The 21,395-nt window shown below is 55.3% G+C and carries 23 protein-coding genes, 1 pseudogene and 1 other annotated feature (1 of these 25 running past the window's edge); of the genes and pseudogenes, 5 read left to right on the top strand and 19 right to left on the bottom strand.

Annotation, left to right across the window (positions count from 1 at the left end; genetic code table 11):
* Nucleotides 1-104 (bottom strand) — a sequence feature (Thr leader region) (it extends 18 nt beyond the left edge of the window).
* From thrL to yjjY, 3 genes and pseudogenes are all read right to left on the bottom strand, one after another.
* Complete coding sequence (thrL, locus tag AQ981_RS27295) at nt 40-108, bottom strand: thr operon leader peptide (RefSeq protein ID WP_249226319.1); 69 nt, start codon at nt 106-108, stop codon at nt 40-42. Its footprint overlaps the feature before it by 65 nt.
* 207 nt (nt 109-315) lie before the next feature.
* Nucleotides 316-1,002, bottom strand: coding sequence for a tRNA/rRNA methyltransferase (locus AQ981_RS13005; RefSeq protein ID WP_058912166.1), 687 nt, complete (start codon nt 1,000-1,002; stop codon nt 316-318).
* Nucleotides 1,003-1,400: 398 nt separating this feature from the next.
* Nucleotides 1,401-1,543 (bottom strand): annotated as a pseudogene (gene yjjY / locus AQ981_RS27290) (YjjY family protein).
* A 97-nt stretch (nt 1,544-1,640) separates the two neighbouring features.
* Between yjjY and arcA the strand changes: the two are divergent.
* Complete coding sequence (gene arcA, locus AQ981_RS13000) at nt 1,641-2,357, top strand: two-component system response regulator ArcA (RefSeq protein ID WP_058912165.1); 717 nt, start codon at nt 1,641-1,643, stop codon at nt 2,355-2,357.
* A 62-nt stretch (nt 2,358-2,419) separates the two neighbouring features.
* Here the strand turns inward: arcA and creD are convergent, their stop codons facing one another.
* From creD to creA, 4 genes are all read right to left on the bottom strand, one after another.
* Nucleotides 2,420-3,763, bottom strand: a complete 1,344-nt coding sequence (gene creD / locus AQ981_RS12995; RefSeq protein WP_058912164.1) for a cell envelope integrity protein CreD — start codon at nt 3,761-3,763, stop codon at nt 2,420-2,422.
* An 84-nt stretch (nt 3,764-3,847) separates the two neighbouring features.
* On the bottom strand, nt 3,848-5,263 hold the full coding sequence (creC, locus tag AQ981_RS12990; RefSeq protein WP_058912163.1) for a two-component system sensor histidine kinase CreC: 1,416 nt from the start codon (nt 5,261-5,263) through the stop codon (nt 3,848-3,850).
* Nucleotides 5,263-5,955 carry a two-component system response regulator CreB gene (gene creB, locus AQ981_RS12985; RefSeq protein WP_058912162.1) on the bottom strand — a complete coding sequence of 231 codons (693 nt, stop codon included), beginning with the start codon at nt 5,953-5,955 and terminating at the stop codon, nt 5,263-5,265. The genes creC and creB overlap by 1 nt, the downstream gene beginning before the upstream one ends.
* Before the next feature lie 26 nt (nt 5,956-5,981).
* A complete protein-coding gene (gene creA / locus AQ981_RS12980; protein ID WP_058912373.1) occupies nt 5,982-6,452 on the bottom strand; it encodes a protein CreA in 471 nt (156 codons plus the stop codon).
* Nucleotides 6,453-6,660: 208 nt separating this feature from the next.
* Between creA and robA the strand changes: the two genes are divergently transcribed.
* The gene (robA, locus tag AQ981_RS12975; protein WP_058912161.1) at nt 6,661-7,530 is read left to right on the top strand and encodes an MDR efflux pump AcrAB transcriptional activator RobA; all 870 of its coding nucleotides are present in this window, start codon (nt 6,661-6,663) and stop codon (nt 7,528-7,530) included.
* On the opposite strand, the gene gpmB is transcribed toward robA, so the two are convergent.
* Nucleotides 7,527-8,174 (bottom strand): 2,3-diphosphoglycerate-dependent phosphoglycerate mutase GpmB, encoded by a 648-nt coding sequence (gene gpmB / locus AQ981_RS12970; protein WP_058912160.1) that lies wholly within the window; start codon nt 8,172-8,174, stop codon nt 7,527-7,529. The two genes, robA and gpmB, sit on opposite strands and share 4 nt — an antisense overlap.
* 51 nt (nt 8,175-8,225) lie before the next feature.
* Here gpmB and yjjX point away from each other — a divergent pair, with 51 nt between their 5' ends.
* A complete protein-coding gene (gene yjjX, locus AQ981_RS12965) occupies nt 8,226-8,741 on the top strand; it encodes an inosine/xanthosine triphosphatase (protein ID WP_058912159.1) in 516 nt (171 codons plus the stop codon).
* Here the strand turns inward: yjjX and trpR are convergent.
* Both trpR and sltY read right to left on the bottom strand, forming a co-directional pair.
* Complete coding sequence (gene trpR / locus AQ981_RS12960) at nt 8,732-9,064, bottom strand: trp operon repressor (protein WP_058912158.1); 333 nt, start codon at nt 9,062-9,064, stop codon at nt 8,732-8,734. The two genes, yjjX and trpR, sit on opposite strands and share 10 nt — an antisense overlap.
* Nucleotides 9,065-9,119: 55 nt before the next feature.
* A complete protein-coding gene (sltY, locus tag AQ981_RS12955) occupies nt 9,120-11,054 on the bottom strand; it encodes a murein transglycosylase (RefSeq protein WP_058912157.1) in 1,935 nt (644 codons plus the stop codon).
* 237 nt (nt 11,055-11,291) lie between these two features.
* Between sltY and ettA the strand changes: the two genes are divergently transcribed.
* A complete protein-coding gene (ettA, locus tag AQ981_RS12950; protein ID WP_058912156.1) occupies nt 11,292-12,959 on the top strand; it encodes an energy-dependent translational throttle protein EttA in 1,668 nt (555 codons plus the stop codon).
* 34 nt (nt 12,960-12,993) lie between these two features.
* Here the strand turns inward: ettA and AQ981_RS12945 are convergent, their stop codons facing one another.
* Nucleotides 12,994-13,890 carry a LysR family transcriptional regulator gene (locus tag AQ981_RS12945; RefSeq protein WP_058912155.1) on the bottom strand — a complete coding sequence of 299 codons (897 nt, stop codon included), beginning with the start codon at nt 13,888-13,890 and terminating at the stop codon, nt 12,994-12,996.
* Nucleotides 13,891-14,009: 119 nt separating this feature from the next.
* Between AQ981_RS12945 and AQ981_RS12940 the strand changes: the two genes are divergently transcribed.
* Nucleotides 14,010-15,011: a zinc-binding alcohol dehydrogenase family protein gene (locus AQ981_RS12940; protein ID WP_058912154.1), complete on the top strand. Its 1,002-nt coding sequence runs from the start codon at nt 14,010-14,012 to the stop codon at nt 15,009-15,011.
* Between the two features lie 54 nt (nt 15,012-15,065).
* Here AQ981_RS12940 and AQ981_RS12935 read toward each other — a convergent pair whose 3' ends face one another.
* The 8 genes from AQ981_RS12935 to nadR all read right to left on the bottom strand — a co-directional run bounded on the left by AQ981_RS12935 (nt 15,066) and on the right by nadR (nt 21,308).
* The gene (locus AQ981_RS12935) at nt 15,066-15,470 is read right to left on the bottom strand and encodes a DUF6515 family protein (protein WP_058912153.1); all 405 of its coding nucleotides are present in this window, start codon (nt 15,468-15,470) and stop codon (nt 15,066-15,068) included.
* 111 nt (nt 15,471-15,581) lie between these two features.
* On the bottom strand, nt 15,582-15,890 hold the full coding sequence (locus AQ981_RS12930) for a hypothetical protein (RefSeq protein WP_058912152.1): 309 nt from the start codon (nt 15,888-15,890) through the stop codon (nt 15,582-15,584).
* Between the two features lie 268 nt (nt 15,891-16,158).
* Nucleotides 16,159-17,016, bottom strand: coding sequence for a hypothetical protein (locus tag AQ981_RS12925; protein ID WP_058912151.1), 858 nt, complete (start codon nt 17,014-17,016; stop codon nt 16,159-16,161).
* A 27-nt stretch (nt 17,017-17,043) separates the two neighbouring features.
* Nucleotides 17,044-17,550, bottom strand: coding sequence for a fimbrial protein (locus AQ981_RS12920; protein ID WP_071608897.1), 507 nt, complete (start codon nt 17,548-17,550; stop codon nt 17,044-17,046).
* Nucleotides 17,551-17,579: 29 nt separating this feature from the next.
* Nucleotides 17,580-18,065, bottom strand: a complete 486-nt coding sequence (locus AQ981_RS12915; protein ID WP_058912150.1) for a fimbrial protein — start codon at nt 18,063-18,065, stop codon at nt 17,580-17,582.
* A gap of 20 nt (nt 18,066-18,085) precedes the next feature.
* Entirely contained in the window at nt 18,086-18,598 is a 513-nt protein-coding gene (locus AQ981_RS12910) for a fimbrial protein (protein WP_058912149.1), read from the bottom strand.
* 1 nt (nt 18,599) lies between these two features.
* Nucleotides 18,600-19,355, bottom strand: coding sequence for a fimbrial biogenesis chaperone (locus AQ981_RS12905; protein ID WP_058912148.1), 756 nt, complete (start codon nt 19,353-19,355; stop codon nt 18,600-18,602).
* Nucleotides 19,356-20,057: 702 nt separating this feature from the next.
* Nucleotides 20,058-21,308: a multifunctional transcriptional regulator/nicotinamide-nucleotide adenylyltransferase/ribosylnicotinamide kinase NadR gene (gene nadR / locus AQ981_RS12900; protein ID WP_058912147.1), complete on the bottom strand. Its 1,251-nt coding sequence runs from the start codon at nt 21,306-21,308 to the stop codon at nt 20,058-20,060.
* Between the last annotated feature and the right edge of the window lie 87 nt (nt 21,309-21,395).

Raw genomic sequence — 21,395 nt, 5'->3', positions numbered from 1 at the left:
GTTCAGGTGCGGGCTTTTTTCTATTTTTTCCTGTACGCGTCAGCCCGCCCCGTTACCTGTGGTAATGGTGGTGGTTGTAATAATGGTGGTCACCGGGCTGAAACGCATCATGAATGTTGTGTGCTCTGAAACTGAATATTAAGTTCCTATATTGGTTAAAGTATCTGCCGTCCTAAGTCAACGAATATTTGATTTTTTATCTCTGACGCCCCAGCCATTTCCCCGCTACCACGCCGCGCAGGAACAGCACAAAACCAAACAAAAACAGCGACCAGGACGAACGTCGTAGTCGCCCAAAAGTGGGCAGACAGCATTTTATCCCGGCAATTTTTTTTCAATATCATGCAACAAACGATGCAGCATAGCGGTATCCCGGTGAGTCAACTGGCCCAGGCGCTGCTGTAACCAGCCGGCCATTTTATGGTCATCCGCCACCCCAAGAACGTCCAGCAAACGATCGGCCCGCCGGCGCAACGCCTGTAGCTGGCCGCCGTCGATTTCGCTCGCTGCCGGCGACGCATGCTGCAACAGCGATGACAGTTGATAACAGTAAACCATCACCGCCTGCCCCAGATTCAGAGACGGGTAATCAGCCACCATGGGAACCCCGGTGAGAATGTCCGCCAGCGCCAGTTCTTCATTAGTCAGCCCGGAGTCCTCGCGGCCAAACACCAGCGCTGCCCTTTTAATCCAGCCTGCTTTCTCTTCGAGCAACGGCTGTAATTCCTGCGGAGTCGCATAATAGTGGAAGCGGGCGCGGCTGCGCGCCGTTGTCGCCACGGTAAACTGCGCATCGTGCAACGCCGACGCCAGCGTCGGAAAGGTCTGGATATTATCCAGCACATCGCCGGACCCATGAGCAACGTAACGCGCCGCCGGCTGCAGGTGCGCCTCACTGTCGACGATACGTAACTGGCTAAACCCCATGGTTTTCATCGCCCTTGCTGCCGCACCGACGTTCTCCGCCCTGGCCGGAGCCACCAGAATTATCGTTATTTGCATAACGGTTCAACCCACCTCTTGAATTTCATTTGCGATGGCGCAATTTGTATATTTTATGTTAAGAAATTTACTTTAATGCAACTTATCGACATGACGCTATGCTACAATCGAAGGTAAGCAACGCTTAACTATGTCAGATTTATCACACATCGCTAAACTATAACCACAGAGACTATATCCTACTGTTTATCATAAACAAATTTAGGGGTATAACCACTTGTCAGGAAGGCGATTAATGTTTATTAATTATCAGGAGCCTGCGTCTTCACATTAACAAAATGTGACGAAGGCTAGCATTACGCTATGAGGATTTCACGAAACTGTTAACGTGCTACAATTGAATTTGATATATGTCAACGAAGCATAGTTTTATTCAGTGTCGGAACCCTCTCAGCCTGTTATGTTGCTGTTAAAATGGTTAGGATGACAACCGTTTTTAACACCGTCGGGTCTAGAGGGAACAAGTACCCCCGACCAAGCTAATGATGTTGTTGACGTTGATGTAAAGTGCATCCAGAACGCAATTACGTACTTTAGTCATGTAGAAGCTGGACATGTTAATTTGCGACATGTACCAGGCAGGTCAGGGACTTCTGTACTTCCTGTTTCGATTTAGTTGGCAATTTTAGGTAGCAAACATGCAGACCCCGCACATTCTTATTGTTGAAGACGAGTTGGTAACACGCAACACGTTGAAGAGTATTTTCGAAGCAGAAGGCTATGATGTCTTTGAAGCGACTGATGGCGCTGAGATGCATCAAATCCTCTCTGACAATGACATCAACCTGGTGATTATGGACATCAACCTGCCGGGCAAAAACGGGCTGCTGTTGGCACGTGAACTGCGCGAACAGGCGAATGTAGCGCTGATGTTTCTGACCGGCCGCGATAATGAGGTCGATAAAATCCTCGGCCTGGAGATTGGCGCCGACGACTATATCACCAAGCCGTTTAATCCGCGCGAACTGACCATCCGCGCCCGCAACTTACTGTCGCGTACCATGAATCTGGGCACCGTCAGCGAAGAGCGCCGCTCCGTTGAAAGCTACAAATTCAACGGCTGGGAGCTGGATATCAATAGCCGCTCGCTGATAAGCCCGAATGGCGACCAGTACAAACTGCCGCGCAGCGAGTTCCGCGCTATGCTGCACTTCTGCGAAAATCCGGGCAAAATTCAGTCCCGCGCCGAGCTGCTTAAAAAGATGACCGGCCGTGAGCTGAAACCCCACGACCGTACCGTGGACGTCACGATCCGCCGTATCCGCAAGCATTTCGAATCCACGCCGGATACCCCGGAAATCATCGCCACCATTCATGGCGAAGGCTACCGTTTCTGTGGCGATCTGCAGGAATAATGGCTACCGGATGCAAAAAAGCCGGCAACTCTGCCGGCTTTTTTTGTGACTGGTGACAGGCTTTACTCCCACAACCGCAGACGATCGTCATCGCCATTTTCTGTCCCCGCCAGTACTTTACCTTTTGGTAACGTCACCGCATACCAGTCAAAGTGTCGCGTCAGTACCATAATCACACTCAGCGCCACGAACAACACCAGGCTACCCAACAGCAGAGCGCTCTCTTCCGAGCGCAGCAATAGCCACAGGACCCCGTACAGCGCCAGCAATCCAGCGCTGAACGCCAGGCTCGACTTGGGACTCTTCAGAATCCCCTGCAGATAGACACCGTTGAGACCAACGCACGCCAGACAGGCAATCAGCCACGCCAGATTAAAGCCAACATGTTCCGACAGCGCCAGCAGAACCAGGTAAAACATCACCAGCGAGGTGCCAACCAGCAAATACTGCACCGGGTGCAGACGCTGCGCGGTCAGGGTTTCAAAGACAAAAAACGCCATATAGGTTAATGCAATCAGCAACACCGCATATTTCACCGCCCGGTCGGTCAGTTGATACTGATCCACCGGGGTCGCGGTCATCACGCTGAACGCAGGAAGCTGCTGCAGCTTACTGGCGCTAAAGCGGCTATCGAGGTTATTCGCCAGCCAGCTACTCTTCCACTGCGCGGAAAAGCCCGATGGCGAAATATCCCGCTTTTCGGGCAAAAAGTTGCCGAGAAAACCGGGGTGCGGCCAGTTACTGATCAGCGCCAGTTCACTATTGCGCCCAACCGGCACCAGAGCAAACTCCCCGGTGCCTTTCAGGGTCATCGACAGCGCGACATCCAGTTGCTTCGCCTCCAGCGCTTCTTCCGCCAGCATAGCGTGAATACCCGCGTCCCCCTGCGACAGGCCGCTACCGGGCTCAATATCCAGCGTCTGGCCGTTAATGGTCAGCGCGCCGACATGCCCGATACCCCGGGAGTCGCTGACCGCAAATGTCACCCAGGGTTTGCCCCGCCGCAATCCCTGAATATCTTTCAGGCGACTGGTATCAAAGCGTGCCTTCATCTCCAGCGCATTATTCCAGATTTGTCCCTGATAAATGCCGATATTGCGATTCTCTACATCCTGGTTACCCTGAACGATCAGTGATTCCGGCAACCAGTAATAAATCGAGGTTCTCTCCCGGGTGACGGTCTTATCATTCTCCAGCACCGTTGTCAGGCGGGTCACCGGAATGGCGATCAGCGGCCCCACCAGCTTTTGCGCACCGCTGGTACTCTGGCTCAGCGACTGATCGACGCTTTCCCGATAGTCGGCCCGCTCATTGATTAAGCCGCGCAGCATTGACAGCGGTACCAGTAACAGCAGCATACAGCCCAGCAGGGCAACCATTTTTAATAACAGAGGGGACTTCAACATAGATATTCTCCTTTTCCAGTGCCGGCAGCATAGAAAAGGCGTATGTGAAGCCGATGAAGTTATGTGAAGTGCGGGTGAAGTGAATCAGGCCGGGAGCCGTAAAATCGCCTCGGCGCCTCCGCAGGCGCGGTTTTGCAGCACAATATCGCCATGGTGAAGGCGAGCCACTTCCCGGACAAACGCCAGCCCGAGGCCGCTGCTCTTATGTCCGCTACTGCGCGGCAGCGAGTAGAAGCGTTCAAAAAGGTGGGGTAACGCATAATCGGGAATACCGCTGCCGGTATCGCAGACCCGCAGCGCCACATATCCCTGTTCCAGCGCCGCGCTCAGGGCGATCTCGCCGCCCGGCGGGGTAAAGTCAATGGCGTTATCCAGCAGATTACCCAGCGCCTGCTCCAGCAGCGCGGCGTCCCCGGTCACTGGCACATCGCCGCCATCCGCGGCGACATGCAAAGATTTCTCGGCGATCAGCGCCTGGCGACTGTCCAGCAGCGTACTGAATAGCAGCTCTGCCGTCATGGCTGTCGGCACAATCTCAGCGCGGTTTTCCAGCCTGGCATGCGCCAGCAGTTTCTCTATCAGAGTCTGCATGCGGTTATTCTGCTGAAGGATATTGCCGGTGAAGCGCGCCACCACCGCAGGGGGCGGATTTTCACGCAGGATCTCCGCCGCGCCGCGAATCGCCGCCAGCGGGCTTTTCAGTTCATGGGTCAGCGCCAGCACGTACTGTTCAATATAGTTCTTACCTTCCAGCTTAATACGCATACTCTCCAGCGCCTGGGTAAGCTTGCGCAGCTCGCTACTGCCCATTTCCGGTAACGGCAGCGGATAGTCGCTGGTGACCGCATCCGCATAGTCGACCAGTTTGCGTATCGAACGGTTAATCCACCACACCACCAGCCCGCCAATCAGCAGTGCGATCCCGAGCAGCGCCGCTCCGGCCAGCAGAATACGCCGCTCGCTGCGGCGAATGACCGGCGTCATGGTATTATTCGGTTTCCCCACGCTCAGCACGCCAATGATCCGCCCGTCGTTAAGTACCGGCGCCGCCACATACATCACCGTATTCTCCGGATCCCGCGGATCTTCCGGGGAGCTACGGGCGCCGTACTGGCCGCGCAGCGTCAGCCAGACGTCATTCCAGCGCGAATAATCCAGGCCCAGCGCCCGCCCGGCGGAATCAAATACCACCATACCGGCGGCATCCGTCAGGTACACCCGGTATTCGTTGCGAACTTTGTTGATACCGCCGATATCGGCATTGATTTGACGCAGATGCAGACGTGAAAAGGCGTCGGCAAGCTGACCGTGGCGAGCATTACCGCTGAGTAAATCCTCGCGCGCCAGTTCGGCAAGCAACATAGCGGTGTCGATCAGCGTTCCCTCGGTCGCGCGCCGCACGCCGGGCTTAATTTCTTTGACAAAAATAGACAACACAAACCAGGCGGCCACCGCCACTATCAGGAAGTATCCCAGCAACAGCCGCATACCGAGCCGCATCAGCGTGCTCCCAGGCTATAGCCCAGCCCGCGGTGGGTGTTGATTGGGCAAATATCCGGATTGACCACCCGCAGCTTGGCGCGCAGGGTTTTGATATGGGTATCCACCGTCCGGTCGAAGCTTTCCGGCGCGTCGGTCCAGATCAAGTCCATTAATTGCTGGCGGGAAAATACCCGCCCCCGGGCGACCAGTAATGTCTTCAGTAGCAGGAACTCATAACGCGTTAGCGCCAGAGGTTGCCCGCACCAGCTGATTTGCGCACAGGGTTCGTTAAGCACGAATTGCCCGAAACGCACCACATCGCCAGACGCCGCCTGGCCTTTGTGCATCCGGCGCAGAATGGTTCGCACCCGGGCCGCCACCTCGCGCGGTGAAAAGGGTTTCGCCACATAGTCGTCGGCGCCGATTTCCAGGCCAATCAGCTTATCGAGTTCATCAGAGCGGGCGGTCAGAAATAACACCGGCAGATCCGGCCAGTTCGCCAGCAACCGGCGGCACAATGAGAAACCATCGATATCCGGCAGACCGACGTCAAGAATCAGCATATCCGGCAGTTCCCGGGCGGCGGCTTCCAGCACTGGTAACCCGCGTTCAAAGATACGTACCGCGAACCCCTCCTGCTGGAGGGTGTAGACCAACGGCTCGCCGATGGCGATCTCATCTTCCACCAGCCAGACAACCGTTCCTGTCATCGCACTCTCCTTGTTATCCGCGTCCCTCAGTTCCAGGGCATGATCGGCACAGCGCTCAGGGCATTTTTCGGAGAACCATCCACCAGCTTATCTGAATATGTCAGGTAAACCAGCGCATTGCGTTTGGCGTCATAGAAACGCACCACCTGGAGGGTTTTAAAGACCAGCGAAATACGCTTCTGGAAAACCACATTGCCCTGCGCCTTCCCGGCTTTGATCTTATCGCTCAGTTCAATCGGCCCCACCTGCTGGCAGGAGATAGCCGCATCCGCGGTGTCCTCCGCCAGCCCCAGCCCGCCTTTGATGCCGCCGGTTTTCGCCCGGCTGAGGTAACAGGTGACATTTTTCACGTCCGGATCGTCAAAGGCTTCCACCACAATCTTATGGTCCGGGCCAATCATTTTAAACGCAGTATCGACTGAACCGACCTGCTCCGCCCGGGCCAGTTGGCCGCCCAATAACAACGCCGCGGCGCCCATTAATACTATTCCTTTCATATTGTTACCGAATCCAGATTTCAGGCTAAACGAGAAGATATTTTGCATAAAAAACGTTTTTTATTTCACATCATTAAGCGTAAAAGGGCAAAAAAACGCCACCTGCGCACAGCTTGCCAAAAAAAACCCTGAACGCTTAAAGAACAAAAAGTGCTATTATCCGCTACCTTATTTATCAGACACTGGCTTGTCAGGATAGAGGATAGTTATGGATCAAGTTGGGATCATTCGCGATCTGCTTACCTGGCTGGAAGGCCACCTGGACCAACCGCTTTCCCTGGATAATGTGGCAGCAAAAGCAGGCTATTCCAAGTGGCATTTACAGCGGATGTTTAAAGATGTCACAGGCCATGCCATCGGCGCCTATATCCGCGCCCGTCGCCTTTCAAAATCCGCTGTCGCGCTGCGCCTGACCGGGCGACCGATTCTCGATATCGCGCTGCAATATCGCTTTGACTCACAGCAAACATTTACCCGCGCCTTTAAAAAACAGTTCGCCCAGACGCCGGCGCTCTATCGCCGTTCGCCGGACTGGAGCTCCTTCGGAATGCGCTCGCCAATCCGTCTCGGGGATTTCACACCGCCGCAGCCGCACTTCATTACCCTGCCGGAAACGCATCTGATGGGCGTTACCCAGAGCTACAGTTGCACGCTGGAACAACTGAATGAATCGCGTCAGGAGATGCGCATTCAGTTCTGGTCGCAGTTTCTGGCCCACTCGCCGACTATCCCGCCGGTGCTGTATGGCCTGCACGAGCCGCGCCCGAGCATGGAAAGGGACGACGAGCAGGAGGTGTTCTATACCACCGCGCTGGCGCCTGAGCTGGCAAACGGCCATATCCCGGACGCAGAAGCAGTCACCCTTGAAGGGGGCGACTACGTGCAATTTAACTACGAGGGACCCGGCACCGGACTCCAGGAGTTCATCCTCACCATTTACGGGACCTGCATGCCGTCGCTGAACCTGACCCGCCGGCGCGGCCAGGACATAGAGCGTTTCTTCCCGGCAGAGAATGCCAGAGAACAGGATCGCCCAATGATGGTGCGCTGCGAATACCTGATCCCGGTCCGCCGTTAACGCTGCAGTTCATCCAGAGCAGGGGCATCCAGATGCGCGATGTCGCCTGCGGTCTCCACCACCCATCCCGAAGCCAGCCACGGGCTTTGCTGGTAATCGACCCGGGAAATCGAGCAGTTACGCAGACGCAAACGGCGCTCTGCCCAGGCCGGTAAACCGAGAATGGTGCTAATCAGACAGCCCAGCGCCATACCGTGGCTGACCAGCAGCGGACGGCTACCGGCGGGCAATTCGCGGCAGGCATCCAGCGCGGCGCGCATCCGCCCGCTCAACTCCAGCATGCTTTCGCCTTGCGGAATGCGACCGTCCGGCGTGCCGTTCACCAACTGGCGACGCCAGCTCTCTTCTTCCGGGGTTAACGAGTCGATGGGACGCGTTTCCAGCACCCCCATGTCCAGCTCGCGCAGACGCGGATCCAGTTGTACCGCGCAACCGCAGGCCTGAGCGATGATCTCCGCCGTCTGACGGGTACGCCCGAGATCGCTGGCGATCACATGCGTGACGCCCAGATGCCTGGCGCGCTCCGCCACCTGACATGCCTGAAGCTCTCCCTGGGCGGTTAAAGCGCTGTCCGACTGCCCCTGAATACGCCGCTCGGCATTCCACTGCGTTTCGCCGTGACGAACCAGATATACCTGTAACATATTATTTTTCCGTTATACTGCTGGCACAATTTCGTTAAAGTATCATTGATTATGTACTATGTTATCTCCGCCACCCAAAATCCCGCCAAAATTCAGGCAATTCGTCAGGCCTTTGAAGATATTTTCGGTTCAGGATCCTGCCATATTGAGCCCATAGACGTCGATAGCGGCGTTCCGGAACAGCCGCTTGGCGACCAGGAAACGCGAGCTGGCGCACGCCAGCGGGCTACCAACGCCCGCCAGGCACGCCCTGACGCCGACTTCTGGGTAGCCATCGAGGCGGGTATTGATGACGACAGCACCTACAGTTGGGTGGTGATTGAGAACGCGACTCAGCGCGGAGAGGCCCGTTCGGCGACGCTTCCTCTGCCGCCGTGTATTCTCAAACAGGTGCGCGCCGGCGCCGCGCTCGGCCCGGTAATGTCGCAGTGGACGGGGATTGATAAAATTGGCCGCAAAGAGGGCGCCATCGGTATTTTTACCGCCGGCAAGCTAACGCGCAGCAGCGTCTATCACCAGGCCGTGATCCTGGCGTTAAGTCCGTTTCATAATGAGATTTACCGCTGACCGTCGCCCAGCATCTCCTTCTCCAGCCATGCCCGCAGTTCTGGCGGCGATGCCTTCAGGCTATTGGAGCCGCGGGTAATGGTGGCGATGCCGGTTCCCAGCTCGTTTTTCAGTTCGCGCTGGCTCATATTGCCGCGCAATAACTCTTCGATGATACGCACCCGGGTACCCAGAGCGGTGCGTTCATCCGGCGTTAACAGCAGCGTTAACAGCGGCAAATGGAGTTGCCTTTCAAACGCTCGCTGTAGCAAATCCACAAAACGCAGCCACTCCTGATGACTGTGTTCGGCTTGTTCGGCTGACCAGGGGGAGTTCTGATTCATGTTACGCTGCCATACTATTTAACGAGTACGGCAGCATAACATACTCATGGTGAAATCAATAACGCCGCCGCCATTCGGCTTCGGTCAACAGTACCGGCTTACCCCCCATGAAATAGCGGTAAAACCCATCATAGGAGAGCACATTTTTAACGTAGCCCCGGGTTTCCGAGAACGGAATGCTTTCCACGAACGCCACGGCGTCGATACGCCCGCCGCTGTTGCCCAGCCAGGTCCGCACCCGCCCCGGGCCGGCATTGTAGGCCGCAGAGGAGAGAATACGATTGTTGCCGAACTGCTGATAGACATACTGCAGATAGCTGGTGCCGATATTGATATTCATCTCCGGGTCCAGGAGCTGGCCGGGGCTGCTGTAGCCGGGAATACTGAACATCTTCACCGTGTGCGCCGCCGTCGCCGGCATCACCTGCATCAGACCGCTGGCTCCGACCGGCGAGCGCACTTTCGGGTTCCAGGCGCTCTCCTGGCGGGCAATCGCCATCGCATAGCTCTGGGAAATATCTTTACCGCTCACATAACGGTTGAAAGTACCCTTGTAGGCCAGCGGGAAGCGCTCTTCCAGATGATCCCATAGCTTCCCGGCAATCGTCGCCTGAACGCTGAGATCCCACCAGTCCTGATCGAAGGCGTAACGCGCCAGCATCGCCTGCTCGGCTTTGGAACGGCTGGTGACCAGATTGGCCCACTCGCTGCGCGCGGTGTTATCCAGGTTCCAGTACATCAGTTCGCGCACCCGGGCCATCTCCGGCCCCTGCACCAGCGCCGGATTAACCGCCGGCGCTTTATCCACGCGGATCGGGTAATCCTCACCCAGCCGCTGCGCCGCAGCCATCGGATAGAAACCACGTTGCTGCATCAGGGAGCGCAGGATCTCGCTCGCCTCGTCTTTACGTCCGCGCTCCAGCAGCAGATCGGCCTGCCAGTAGCGCCACTCGTCTTTCTCTTTGGCATCCATCGGCAGACGCGCCAGCCAGGTGTTCAGTCCTTTACGATCGCCGCTCCCCAGCGCCATACGCACCCGGCGTTCAATCAGCGACACCGACCCGGAACGCATCACCACATTATCGCGCCAGTTAGCCTGCTCGCTGGTCACGTCATTGCCCATCAGCCGCCAGGCGACAACCTCTTTCAATTCCTGAGCCTGCTCGTCATTCAGTTTCTGGACCTGAATCAGCGTCGGCAGCATCAGGCGGGCATTCTCCACGTCCTGGCGCGCCACGCTGGCAAAAGCCACCGCGGCCATCTGGCGGGTAAAATCTGTCGGGCTGACGCTTTGCGCAAAGGTCATCACGCTGTTGGGATTATTGGCAAGGCCGGTTATCGCCCCGGAGATAGTTTGATAATCGGCCGGCAACTGCCCGGCCAGCCAGGTTACCAGCCGCGTATTGCCCTCTTTCATCGCCAGGCGAATACGCTCCAGATAAGCCAGCGGATCCTGAGTGCCCGAAGCCCGCCACACAGAGAACAGACGATCGCAAGAGGCAGGCGTATTCTTACCAGTCAGCCACAGCTGTTTCGCCCCTTCCCAGGCCTCGGCGGGCTGGCCGGTATTCCATTTCGCATAATAGTAATTACATTTCGATTCGATAGTGCCCGGCGCTTGCGGACTAAAAGCCAACAATCCCCGCCAGTCCTCACGACGCGCCAGTTCATTAACAAAGCGGTTTTTTAGTGTGCGCGCCGGCGGCAGCGTCGGGTTGGCCTGGACAAACTGGGTGACGGCGATAGCCGGTTCATTCATCAGATTGTCGGTTAACTGGCGATATTCCAGATACGGATACAGCGGGTAATCGCGTAACGTCGGCATGAGCTGCTGCACGACATCCATCTGCCGGTTATCCCACGCTTTTTTGATTTGTGAATAGCGGCTACGCTGATCGTCCAGCGTGTCGGCCTGCGCCGCGTGATGGAGCGTCAATATGCAGACGCCCGCCGCCAACACCCGCCATACTGCTTGTCTGGCTTTCCCCACAACAACTCCTCGCATCGGTTAATCCACCCCGCAGCCTCATGCCGCCATATCATAAAGGGAGAAGGTCATGCTAACCGGGGCCAGGCCCGGCGCGCTATGCAAAAAACATTTTTTTACCTAACCGCTCCCGCAGGCACTGCCCAATCCCGTCGCTGGGATTCAGGTGTGAAAAAGGCTACACTTCGCACAACGTATAACAATCATGTTAAATCACTATAAAAGAGGCGAAGTCGCAACGTGGCTCAATTCGTTTATACCATGCATCGTGTCGGCAAAGTGGTCCCGCCGAAACGACATATTCTGAAAGATATCTCTCTCAGCTTTTTCCCCGGCGCAAAAATCGGCGTACTGGGCCTTAACGGCGCTGGTAAATCCACCCTGCTGCGCATTATGGCCGGCATCGATACAGACATCGAGGGTGAAGCCCGCCCGCAGCCGGGCATTAAAATCGGTTACCTGCCCCAGGAGCCGCAACTCAATACCGAACACACAGTACGCGAATCCGTAGAAGAAGCGGTCGCCGAAGTGGTTAACGCCCTGAAACGTCTGGATGAAGTATATGCGCTGTATGCCGATCCGGATGCCGATTTTGACAAACTGGCGGCCGAACAGGGCAAGCTTGAAGAAATTATCCAGGCCCATGACGGCCATAACCTGAACGTTCAGCTCGAGCGCGCTGCCGATGCTCTGCGCCTGCCGGACTGGGACGCGAAAATCGGCAATCTTTCCGGTGGTGAGCGCCGCCGTGTGGCGCTGTGCCGTCTGCTGCTGGAAAAACCGGACATGCTGCTGCTTGACGAACCGACCAACCACCTCGACGCCGAATCCGTCGCCTGGCTGGAACGCTTCCTGCACGACTTTGAAGGCACCGTCGTGGCCATCACCCATGACCGTTACTTCCTTGACAACGTGGCCGGCTGGATCCTCGAACTGGACCGCGGCGAAGGGATCCCGTGGGAAGGCAACTACTCCTCCTGGCTGGAGCAGAAAGATCAGCGCCTCGCCCAGGAAGCCTCTGCCGAAGCAGCACGCCGCAAATCCATTGAGAAAGAGCTGGAGTGGGTCCGCCAGGGCGCTAAAGGCCGTCAGTCGAAAGGTAAAGCCCGTCTGGCACGCTTTGAAGAACTCAACAGCGTCGAATACCAGAAGCGTAATGAAACCAGCGAGCTGTTCATTCCGCCCGGACCGCGCCTCGGCGACAAAGTCCTCGAAGTGGAGAACCTCACCAAGTCCTATGGCGATCGGGTGCTGATCGACAATTTGTCTTTCTCGATCCCCAAAGGTTCGATCGTCGGGATTATCGGGCCGAACGGCGCCGGCAAATCCACCCTGTTCCGTATGATCAGCGGCCAGGAGCAGGCGGATTCAGGAACTATCACCCTCGGTGAAACGGTGAAGATCGCGTCTGTGGATCAGTTCCGCGATGCAATGGACAACAAGAAAACCGTCTGGGAAGAGGTCTCCGGCGGGCTGGACATGATGAAGATCGGCAACTTCGAGCTCCCGAGCCGCGCCTATGTCGGCCGCTTCAACTTCAAAGGTACCGATCAGGGCAAACGCGTCGGCGAGTTATCCGGCGGTGAGCGCGGTCGTCTGCATCTGGCCAAGCTGCTGCAGGTCGGCGGCAACATGCTGCTGCTCGACGAACCGACCAACGACCTCGACGTGGAAACCCTGCGCGCGCTGGAAAACGCCCTGCTGGAATTCCCGGGCTGCGCGATGGTGATCTCCCATGACCGCTGGTTCCTCGACCGTATCGCCACCCATATTCTGGACTACCAGGATGAGGGGAAAGTCGAGTTCTTCGAAGGTAACTTTACTGAATACGAAGAGTATAAGAAGCGTACCCTCGGCGCCGAAGCGCTGGAGCCGAAGCGTATCAAATACAAGCGTATTACTAAGTAATCCTCGCCGCCCCGCCGCCTGCCGGTGGGGCGCTTTAGCGCAGATAGAAATCGCGAATCTCTTGAAAACCAGCGGCAAACTCAATGTAACTCGCCAGCGCGGGAGAATTGAGCTTACGGCTCGGATACACCAGCCACAAATCGTTTCCCTGCGCCTGCCACTGTGCCAGTACCGGCGTTAACTGCCCCCGCTCGACGGTGTCCTGCAGCAGGAAAGCCGGCAACAACGTAATTCCGCCACCGGCGATAGCGCACTCCCTGGCATACAGTAAATTGTCGGTCAGATGGGTATTGGGCAACAGGCAGCGGTAATACTCTTCATCCCGGCTCAGCACCCACTCCGTCCAGGCGCGATGCGCGATACAGCGGTGAGTAGCCAACTGTCCCGGATGGCCGATCGGCTGATGACGCGCCAGATAATCCGGCGCCGCCAGCAGGTAGCGCGGACAGTGGCCGATCATGCGGCCAATCAGTGATGAATCCTGCGGTTTACCGGTACGTAGCGCGACATCGAAACCACCCTCCACCAGATCGCGAATATCGTCAGACACCGACACTTCCAGCGTTACCTCCGGATAGCGTTCCTGAAAACACGCGTTCATCCGCGCCAGCAGCGTGGCGCCAATACCTGCCGGACAGGTGATGCGCAGCCGGCCACTGGGGTTATCGCGCAGCCGCTGAATGGCCTGCCCGGCCCGCTCGCTGGCGGCCATCATCTCCCGGCAGTGGGTCAGATAATGCTCGCCGGCAAAGGTCAGGTTCAACTTACGGGTGGTGCGGTTAAGCAACCGCAGCCCAAGCTGATTTTCGAGATGGCTGATACGCTGGCTGACGCTGGACTTAGGCAACCCGGCCCTCGCCGCAGCGGCGGTAAAACTGCCGCATTCCGCCACCAGCGCGAACAGCGCCATATCCTGAAGCTGCCTGAACATGATTGTTTATCTCTTACGAACACTGAGTTAATGATTGTCCATCTTATCAGCCGCTTCCACTGTGCATAGACTACATTTCACAGTACAGCGTTATAAACTCATTATGAGGAAACGAATTTATGTCCGTTAAAGCCATCGCCGTTAACCCGCAGGAGCCTGCGTCTTTTACCACCATTGAATTCCCGATGCCGCAGCCGGGCCCCTTCGACCTGCTGGTGGAAGTCAAAGCGGTGTCGATAAACCCGGTTGATACCAAAGTCCATAAAGGGCTACAGAAAAATGGCCTGACGCAGCCGCGTATTCTCGGCTGGGACGCCAGCGGAGTGGTTCGGGCCATCGGCGCTCAGGTGAACGGTTTTCAGGCCGGTGATGAAGTGTATTATGCCGGCGATATCACCCGGCCCGGCAGCAATGCCACGCACCAGTTGATCGACGCGCGGATTGTCGGCCGTAAGCCCGCAACCCTCGACTGGGCCGCCGCCGCCGCGCTCCCCCTCACCGCCCTGACCGCCTGGGAAGGGTTGTTTGAGCGTCTGAACATTCAACAGGCGGGGGCCGACAAAACGCTGTTAATTATCGGCGGCGCCGGCGGGGTCGGCTCACTGGCGATCCCGTTTGCCAAGCACAACAGCAAAGTTAAAGTGATTGCCACCGCCTCGCGGCAAGATTCTGCGCAATGGTGCCGGGATCGCGGCGCCGATCTGGTGGTCAATTACCACTCTCTGGCGGAGGAACTGGCGAAACACGGCATCAATACGGTGGACTACATCTTTATCCTCAACGACACCGACGGTCACTGGCCGGCAGTCTGCCAGGTTATTGCGCCACAGGGCCATATCTGCACCATCGTTGAAAACGAACAGCCGCTGGACCAGTCAGTACTGAAATCCAAATCCGCCGCGCTACACTGGGAATTCATGTACACCCGCAGTATGTACCAGACGCCGGATATGGCGCGCCAGGGGGAGATCCTCAATCAGGTCGCGCAACTGGTGGATAAAGGCATTGTCGACAGTACCCTGAGCGCAACGCTACAGGGCCTGAGTGTGGAAAGCATCAGCGCCGCCCACCAGAAAGTGCTGGAAGGGCATATGCGCGGCAAAGTGGTGGTTGTGTTTTAACAGACGGAAAGGGAACAGGCGGCAGAGCCTCGCACTCTGCCGCCGCCAGACCGGCTACAGGCCCGCCGGACGCGGTACCTCGGTATAACTGCCGTTGATATCGCGCTGATAATAATGGCCGTCGCGCACGTAATAGCGCTTGCCGTTAAAGTCCACAACATTCAGCGCCGACGATACGCCTGATGGCGTTTCGACCTGGATGTATTCAACCCCCTGCTTCTGGTAATACAGCCCATTAACCAGGTAATAGGTCAGGCCGCCAACCACCAGCGCGGTAGCCAGATCGGGCAGCACGCTCATCCGGTGGCCGGGGTTGTGTTTCGGCGCTGGCGCCGACGGACCCGGTCTGTCAGGACCGCGGCCGGGAGCAGGCCCGGGGTCGCGCCCGGGCGCTGCTGACACAATCGATGGCAGAGCCACAGACAACGCCAGCAAGGTACTTAACCATTTTCTTGTCATCAGAAGCTCCTGTTCCTGCCGTTTAAAGAGCCTGATGCGGCGCTAAAATAACCGCTCAGGCTACCTGTTCTCCACGGTCAGGGCTTGTTTATCCCCCTGACTCGCGAGTCATCACTGTACCGGTGCTGGCGCCGGCGCTCTTTCCGGTTTCGCCGGAAGCTCTTTCACGACAACCCGAATTTCATATTTCTTGCCTTTTTCCAGCTCAGGAACGTTTTTCACCACATTATCCAGCGCGGCTTTCGGATCATCGGTTTGCTGGCTGACAGCATAGATCGGCGCAGGCGGCGGCATCATCATTCCGTGGCACGGCTTCGGCCCGGATTGCGGTCTGGCTTCATGGTTAGTCGGTGCGGCAAAAGCGCCGGCAGCGCAGCTCAGAAGTACGGTGGCGAGCAGGGTATTTTTCAGCGTATTCATATTATTCTCCGATGATGTTTTATACCGGGTTTCCTGTAACCCTGGCGCTGATTTTTCACCAGGACTCTGCAGGAATTGAGGGGGGATTAGGGATGTTATGTAAAGCTGTGTCAACGAAAGCCCGTGTAAGACAGCGAGCTGATGGCGATAGCAATAGTGCTTTTTTCACGCCATCGCGCTGGACAGGGTGGGCGCTTGCTGGCAGTGCGTTGTGGCGCAAAACTACACCGCCACAGTATTGCTCCCAACCACAGAGATCAAACTTCACTTACTGATACACTACCATCAGCACCCCGCTGCCATTGAACGCCCCACTTGATGTCGGAGTACCAGCCAGAGTGCCCGTCAGCTTGAGATCAGACTGAGAGCCGGAGTAAGTAGTGCTACCGGGTGCTGTATTAGTATCTCCCAGTCCCAGGTTAGCACGCATCCCGTTGTTGAGCGGGATATAGGTATTTCCGGTCTGCAGTTTCAGCACATAACTGATTGAGGATGACGTACAGGACACTCCCACCGAAGTATCAGCCGTTTTACCGACCGCCTGATCGAGCATCAAAGTGCCAAAGTTCAGAGTTACCTCAGGGACAGTCATGGCGCACCACTCATTTGGTGGCGGGGCGACGATACAGTTTACTCCCTCACCAGCACCGGGCGGAAAAACAAAAGTTTCAAAATTGTAATTCGTTCCGCTATAAGGTATGTAACCAAAACAGACTTCAGAAGAGCCACCCGCTACAGAATTGTTTCGAATTGACACTACGCTTTTGACATGCCCGACACTATCGGCCAGCACCTGGCGCCAGGTTCCACTATATGGCAGACCCGGTGGTGGATAAGTTGTGGCAACATCAATAGTCCCCCAGTAATATCCACCACCAGTCATCGCCCTGGCAGCCAGCATCCCCTGAGGCCTACCCACAAAATCCGCTGTGGAATCCAGACTGACACTGCCAGAATCAGCAGTAATATCACCCACATAGACATACCATTGGGTAGCCACTCCCAATGAAATACCAACTGTTACCGAAGTGATCGTTTTCCACTGGTAGGTTTCACTGTAAACAGGAGCTGAAATCGGTATCATCAGAGCCGATGTCAGCGCCATCAAAAATAATTGTTTTTTCACCTGCACTCTCCTGTGCATAAAGCCGCGTTACTGATATTCCGCCCGCAGGGTAGCGGTGGCGCTGAAATCCCCTTCCACCAGATCCACGCCATCGCGCTGTACCAGTACCGCTTCAATACCTGGCAACGTTGCACTGTTGACGTTAATCGCCTCGCCCAGCTTAAATGGCTGGCCGTTCTGGTAAATTTTCACCCCCAGACTCGCCTGCTCCGGCGTCACTACCGTGGCATTATCGGTATCAAATCCCGCGGCGTTACCGCGCACGCTCAGACGCAATTGCCACGTCAGACTGGTGTCCTCGCACTTCAGGGTGAGCGGCACTGTCCGCCGGTAGTTACCGTCCACCACCTTTTTGATGCTCACATCGCCGAATTCCACATATACCGGCCCTCCCTCACTTATCGTGCAGGCCGGCGCTTCAACCAGGGTACCGAGAAATTCCAGGTTCTCCGGATCTGCTGCCATTGCCGGTGCCGCCATCCCTGACAACATCAGCAGATAGAGCCATACAAATGTTTGTCTGTTGCTGTTCATCGCGCTTTCCCTTTTATCGTCTGTGCCATTTACTGGTATTCCACCACCAGCGAGGCCATCACCCGGAAGGGCCCCCCGCTCAGGGTCGCCCCACTCTGCTTTATGGGCACTGCGTACAGCTGCGGTACGTTCGGATTGGTAAAATTCACCCAGTCACCGACATTCAGCCGGTTGTTGCCGTTATACAGGGCAATACCCAGCCCGGTTTTACCTCCGGCCAGCGCGGTGCCGTCAAAGCTTGCCACGGTGCCGGATATCCGCACTTTCTGGTTTGAAGAGGCCGCCATCGAACAGTCGAGGTCGAAGGTGATGGGTTTTCTGTACTGTGTTCCGTCAACGCGGGTGGTCATCACTTCATCACCGAAGTTAACGGTAATCACCTTGTCCTCGTTTACCACGCAGGGGGGGGCTTCTATCAGGATGCCGCTGAAGTTCACTGTGGCATCCGCCAGCGCGCTACCGGCCATACTGAGGCCGGTGGTCAGTAACAGGGAATGCAGAAGGTTTTTTGTCATTGTGTTTCTCTCCTGTCGTGTCACTGGTAATCAATGACCATAGTGCCGGTGCCGGTAAACGAACCGGCAGTCAGGGTGGCGCTGTTCTGGGCCACCGGTACCGCCCACAGCCGGGGCCTATTCGCTGTACCGTTGAAATTAACGTAACTACCCGGAGTCAGGGTGGTGGTACCGGCACTACCACTGAACAGGCGAATCCCCAGCCCGCTTTTGCTGGTGGTGAGCAGCCCGGAGCCAAAGCTGGCCAGGGTGCCGCGGATGGTCAACTTCAGGGCTGTGCTGGTAGGTCCGGTACAGGTGAGATCGTAGATAATTTCCTTTTTGTAATTAGCACCATCCACCATGCGGGTAACCAGGCTGGTACCGAAATTTACGTTCACAACGTTGTTGGTGTTAACCGTACATTGTGGCCCCTCTACCAGGGTACCGGTAACTTTGATAGTGGTAGTATCACCTTCAGCAGCAACCAACTGCCCTGACGGCAGCAGAACCGCACCTGCCAGTAAAGTCACGGTAAAAAATAGATGCTTCATATCAGCCCTCCCTGGGTAACGCCACTTTGCCGGCCTTACAGGTGTTGCCGGTACAGGTAAACGGCAACAACCGTGCGCTGCCGTAATCATTGATAAACACCAGAACCGGATTGTTACCCGCCCGGGATGCTGGCAGCGGCAGTTCTGCCTTCCCTTTCGGGGAGACCATCACCGGCTCGAAGTTATCCAGCCCCTTGCCGTGCAGGCTGCTGCGCATCTCGACGAAAGAAAAATGCCAGGCTGTCGGGTTATTCACCTGATAACGGTCGCCCTGGCGGGTAAGCGTCAGGGTGTCGGTACCGGGAACCGTATCAGCCAGCGGATCGACCTTCAGGGATTTCGGGCGCCAGAAGACCTTCATCCGGGTCTGCATGGCCAGCATCAGAACATTGGGCCTATCGGATTTGGGCGGGATTTCGCGCAGGTTAAGCCAGAAAACACTCTCCCTGTCTTTGGGCAGGGCGGATATGTCTGTAACCTGCTGAATTCTAATCATTGTTTTTCCACCAGCTTCCACACGCTGGACTGGAGGCAAGATCATCAGAGGACCGCTGATTTTTTCTTCTTTTTCGTTTTCCATCCATCCCTGAGCAAGATAGGGATCCTGTAAATTACTATTTTTCACAGTTAAGCCGACGGATTTTTCCCCTTCATTGAAAATGACCCGGGAGCGCTCCACTGATAATGCGGCGAACGCTGAATGCACAGATAACGAACACAGGAATAACCCTGAAAAATAAATAAAATTTAGATTCATTTTACCACCATTGATATGGCGAGAGTGACCAAAAGGCTATTAATAACTTACAAACCAACTTTGAATAAATACGGTTATGTTTAAATTTATACAGAGAAAAAAATATAAAAAATAATCGTTTTGAACGATCAATAATAAAAATACAATAGAAAAAAGCTATTATAATTCACTAATTGATCGTTGTAAGCTATCATAAACCAATTAAAATAATTAATAATTTTCAACAAAAAAAATCCAATAAAAAATTAATTTCAATGACATAGCAAGTTTTAAATTAAAAAAATATAAAAAAAACAAATGATTTAAAATGAAAATAGTTTCATTTCTTCAAAAAAACTCCCCAGAAACCCGGAATATTAAGAAAATTCACTACGAATATCGGGTTACTCTTCAGAGAAATTCAGGCATTTCATTATGAATATTCCTGGCTTATTTTTAGCCGTCATATATTCGTTTTGCCGAATTATTAGATAATGAACAAGGCGTTCAGGGAGTTTAAGCAGAGCAGATATTAGATATCGCCACTGATAATATGAAGTTCTGAAGGAAAGCTGTCATATGAAATAAACTTCAGAAAATAGTGCAGAAATCCTTTCAGTTAACGGTTAGCTTCGGTGCAACAGGGAAGATGGAATGGCGTCGATACTGTTCAGGTCACGCTGCATAGCAAACGTGGCGTCACAGCATCGTCGCCAGCCGAAACTACCTGCCCGGCAGAGAGGGATTTTGTTCGCCCATCAGTTGCTTCACCAGTTCGACGCAGCGCAGAAAGCGGGTGTCATAATCCGCATCGGTAATATGCACATACTCAATATTGTTTTCCCGCAGCATCGACATCAGCATCTGCTGGAATTCACGGCGATCCACGGCGCTTCCCAGACTGCGTAACCCATCAGCCACCCAGGGGGTGTTATTCTCCAGGAGAATCACCAAATCGAAACGGTACTCGTCGATCAACGCCTGAACAAAGGGATGTTCACGGCCTTCATACTTCTTACAGAAGGCCTGGGTCGAAACGAAGTCCGTATCGATAAACGCCACTTTATTGGCGTACTTCACCGCAAAATCAATGTACTGGGCGTGACCGAGGGCGATTTTGTCGTAATCGGAATACTGGAGCGCCATCTCATCGCCGCCCAGATGGGAAAACACATAATCCCGGCCATATTCCCAGGCGCTGGTAGTATTAAAGATATTGGCCAGTTTATTCACCAGCGTGGATTTACCACTCGACTCGCCGCCAAGGATCGCCACCGTGCGCACAAAGAAGGGTTTCACCTCCGTTGGGATGTAATCCCAGTAGCGGAAGGGATTCTCGCGGATTTGCGAACCGCTGATATTCATAAAGGTGCGCTGTGGGTCGATCAGCACAGTTTCAATGCCCAGATGTTCCAGATACTGCGGAGCGTCCGCCTCTTCCGAGGTGTAGATCCAGTTCGGTTCGATCCCTTTTTCTTCCATAAAGGCTTTGATCCCGCGACTCCACACGTCCCAGCCGTGAGGGTACGGCTCCATGCCCTCTTCATTAAAGGCATGAATGCGAATATTTTTCTGGTATTTGAACGTCTGCAGCAGCCAGCGCAGACGATCGCTGATCGTCGGCTGTTGGGACATGGCGCTGTCCTCAAATAGCGCGCGATCGCGGCTTTCGTCATAGCCCATAACAATATGCAGTTCATCCACCTGGCTACAGGCGCGCTGAATCAGATAGATATGGCCGGTATGCAGCGGATAAAACTTACCGAACACCACGCCAATATTTTTCTGCTGGCGCGGAAATTCCAGCCCGAGGAAACGGTGCAACGCCTCCAGCTTACGGGCGCTGGGGCTTTTGATCTTGGCGTTCAGCAACTGGCTCAGGTAGCCTTTGGTCATGCCGCTGGCATCCGCGACTTGCTGCAGAGTGCAGCCTTTGTGGCGGATTGCAGTTTTCAGGTACTCAAAAGACGACATGCTTTGCCTCCTGCATGGGGCGGAATTCCGCCAGCTAATCAAAGGGATTCACGGCCGCCGCAGCGTGAGCGACCGGATAAAAAGATG

Source organism: Entomohabitans teleogrylli, from assembly GCF_001484765.1.
Lineage (GTDB): Bacteria > Pseudomonadota > Gammaproteobacteria > Enterobacterales > Enterobacteriaceae > Entomohabitans > Entomohabitans teleogrylli.
This window is presented reverse-complemented; position numbering and strand designations above follow the sequence as displayed.

What these genes read in the sequence shown, in the direction of transcription:
- AQ981_RS13005 (WP_058912166.1), bottom strand. Translation starts at nt 1,002, where the DNA reads ATGCAAATAACGATAATTCTGGTGGCTCCGGCCAGGGCGGAGAACGTC.
- arcA (WP_058912165.1), top strand. Translation starts at nt 1,641, where the DNA reads ATGCAGACCCCGCACATTCTTATTGTTGAAGACGAGTTGGTAACACGC.
- creD (WP_058912164.1), bottom strand. Translation starts at nt 3,763, where the DNA reads ATGTTGAAGTCCCCTCTGTTATTAAAAATGGTTGCCCTGCTGGGCTGT.
- creC (WP_058912163.1), bottom strand. Translation starts at nt 5,263, where the DNA reads ATGCGGCTCGGTATGCGGCTGTTGCTGGGATACTTCCTGATAGTGGCG.
- creB (WP_058912162.1), bottom strand. Translation starts at nt 5,955, where the DNA reads ATGACAGGAACGGTTGTCTGGCTGGTGGAAGATGAGATCGCCATCGGC.
- creA (WP_058912373.1), bottom strand. Translation starts at nt 6,452, where the DNA reads ATGAAAGGAATAGTATTAATGGGCGCCGCGGCGTTGTTATTGGGCGGC.
- robA (WP_058912161.1), top strand. Translation starts at nt 6,661, where the DNA reads ATGGATCAAGTTGGGATCATTCGCGATCTGCTTACCTGGCTGGAAGGC.
- gpmB (WP_058912160.1), bottom strand. Translation starts at nt 8,174, where the DNA reads ATGTTACAGGTATATCTGGTTCGTCACGGCGAAACGCAGTGGAATGCC.
- yjjX (WP_058912159.1), top strand. Translation starts at nt 8,226, where the DNA reads ATGTACTATGTTATCTCCGCCACCCAAAATCCCGCCAAAATTCAGGCA.
- trpR (WP_058912158.1), bottom strand. Translation starts at nt 9,064, where the DNA reads ATGAATCAGAACTCCCCCTGGTCAGCCGAACAAGCCGAACACAGTCAT.
- AQ981_RS12945 (WP_058912155.1), bottom strand. Translation starts at nt 13,890, where the DNA reads ATGTTCAGGCAGCTTCAGGATATGGCGCTGTTCGCGCTGGTGGCGGAA.
- AQ981_RS12940 (WP_058912154.1), top strand. Translation starts at nt 14,010, where the DNA reads ATGTCCGTTAAAGCCATCGCCGTTAACCCGCAGGAGCCTGCGTCTTTT.
- AQ981_RS12935 (WP_058912153.1), bottom strand. Translation starts at nt 15,470, where the DNA reads ATGACAAGAAAATGGTTAAGTACCTTGCTGGCGTTGTCTGTGGCTCTG.
- AQ981_RS12930 (WP_058912152.1), bottom strand. Translation starts at nt 15,890, where the DNA reads ATGAATACGCTGAAAAATACCCTGCTCGCCACCGTACTTCTGAGCTGC.
- AQ981_RS12920 (WP_071608897.1), bottom strand. Translation starts at nt 17,550, where the DNA reads ATGAACAGCAACAGACAAACATTTGTATGGCTCTATCTGCTGATGTTG.
- AQ981_RS12915 (WP_058912150.1), bottom strand. Translation starts at nt 18,065, where the DNA reads ATGACAAAAAACCTTCTGCATTCCCTGTTACTGACCACCGGCCTCAGT.
- AQ981_RS12910 (WP_058912149.1), bottom strand. Translation starts at nt 18,598, where the DNA reads ATGAAGCATCTATTTTTTACCGTGACTTTACTGGCAGGTGCGGTTCTG.
- AQ981_RS12905 (WP_058912148.1), bottom strand. Translation starts at nt 19,355, where the DNA reads ATGAATCTAAATTTTATTTATTTTTCAGGGTTATTCCTGTGTTCGTTA.
- nadR (WP_058912147.1), bottom strand. Translation starts at nt 21,308, where the DNA reads ATGTCGTCTTTTGAGTACCTGAAAACTGCAATCCGCCACAAAGGCTGC.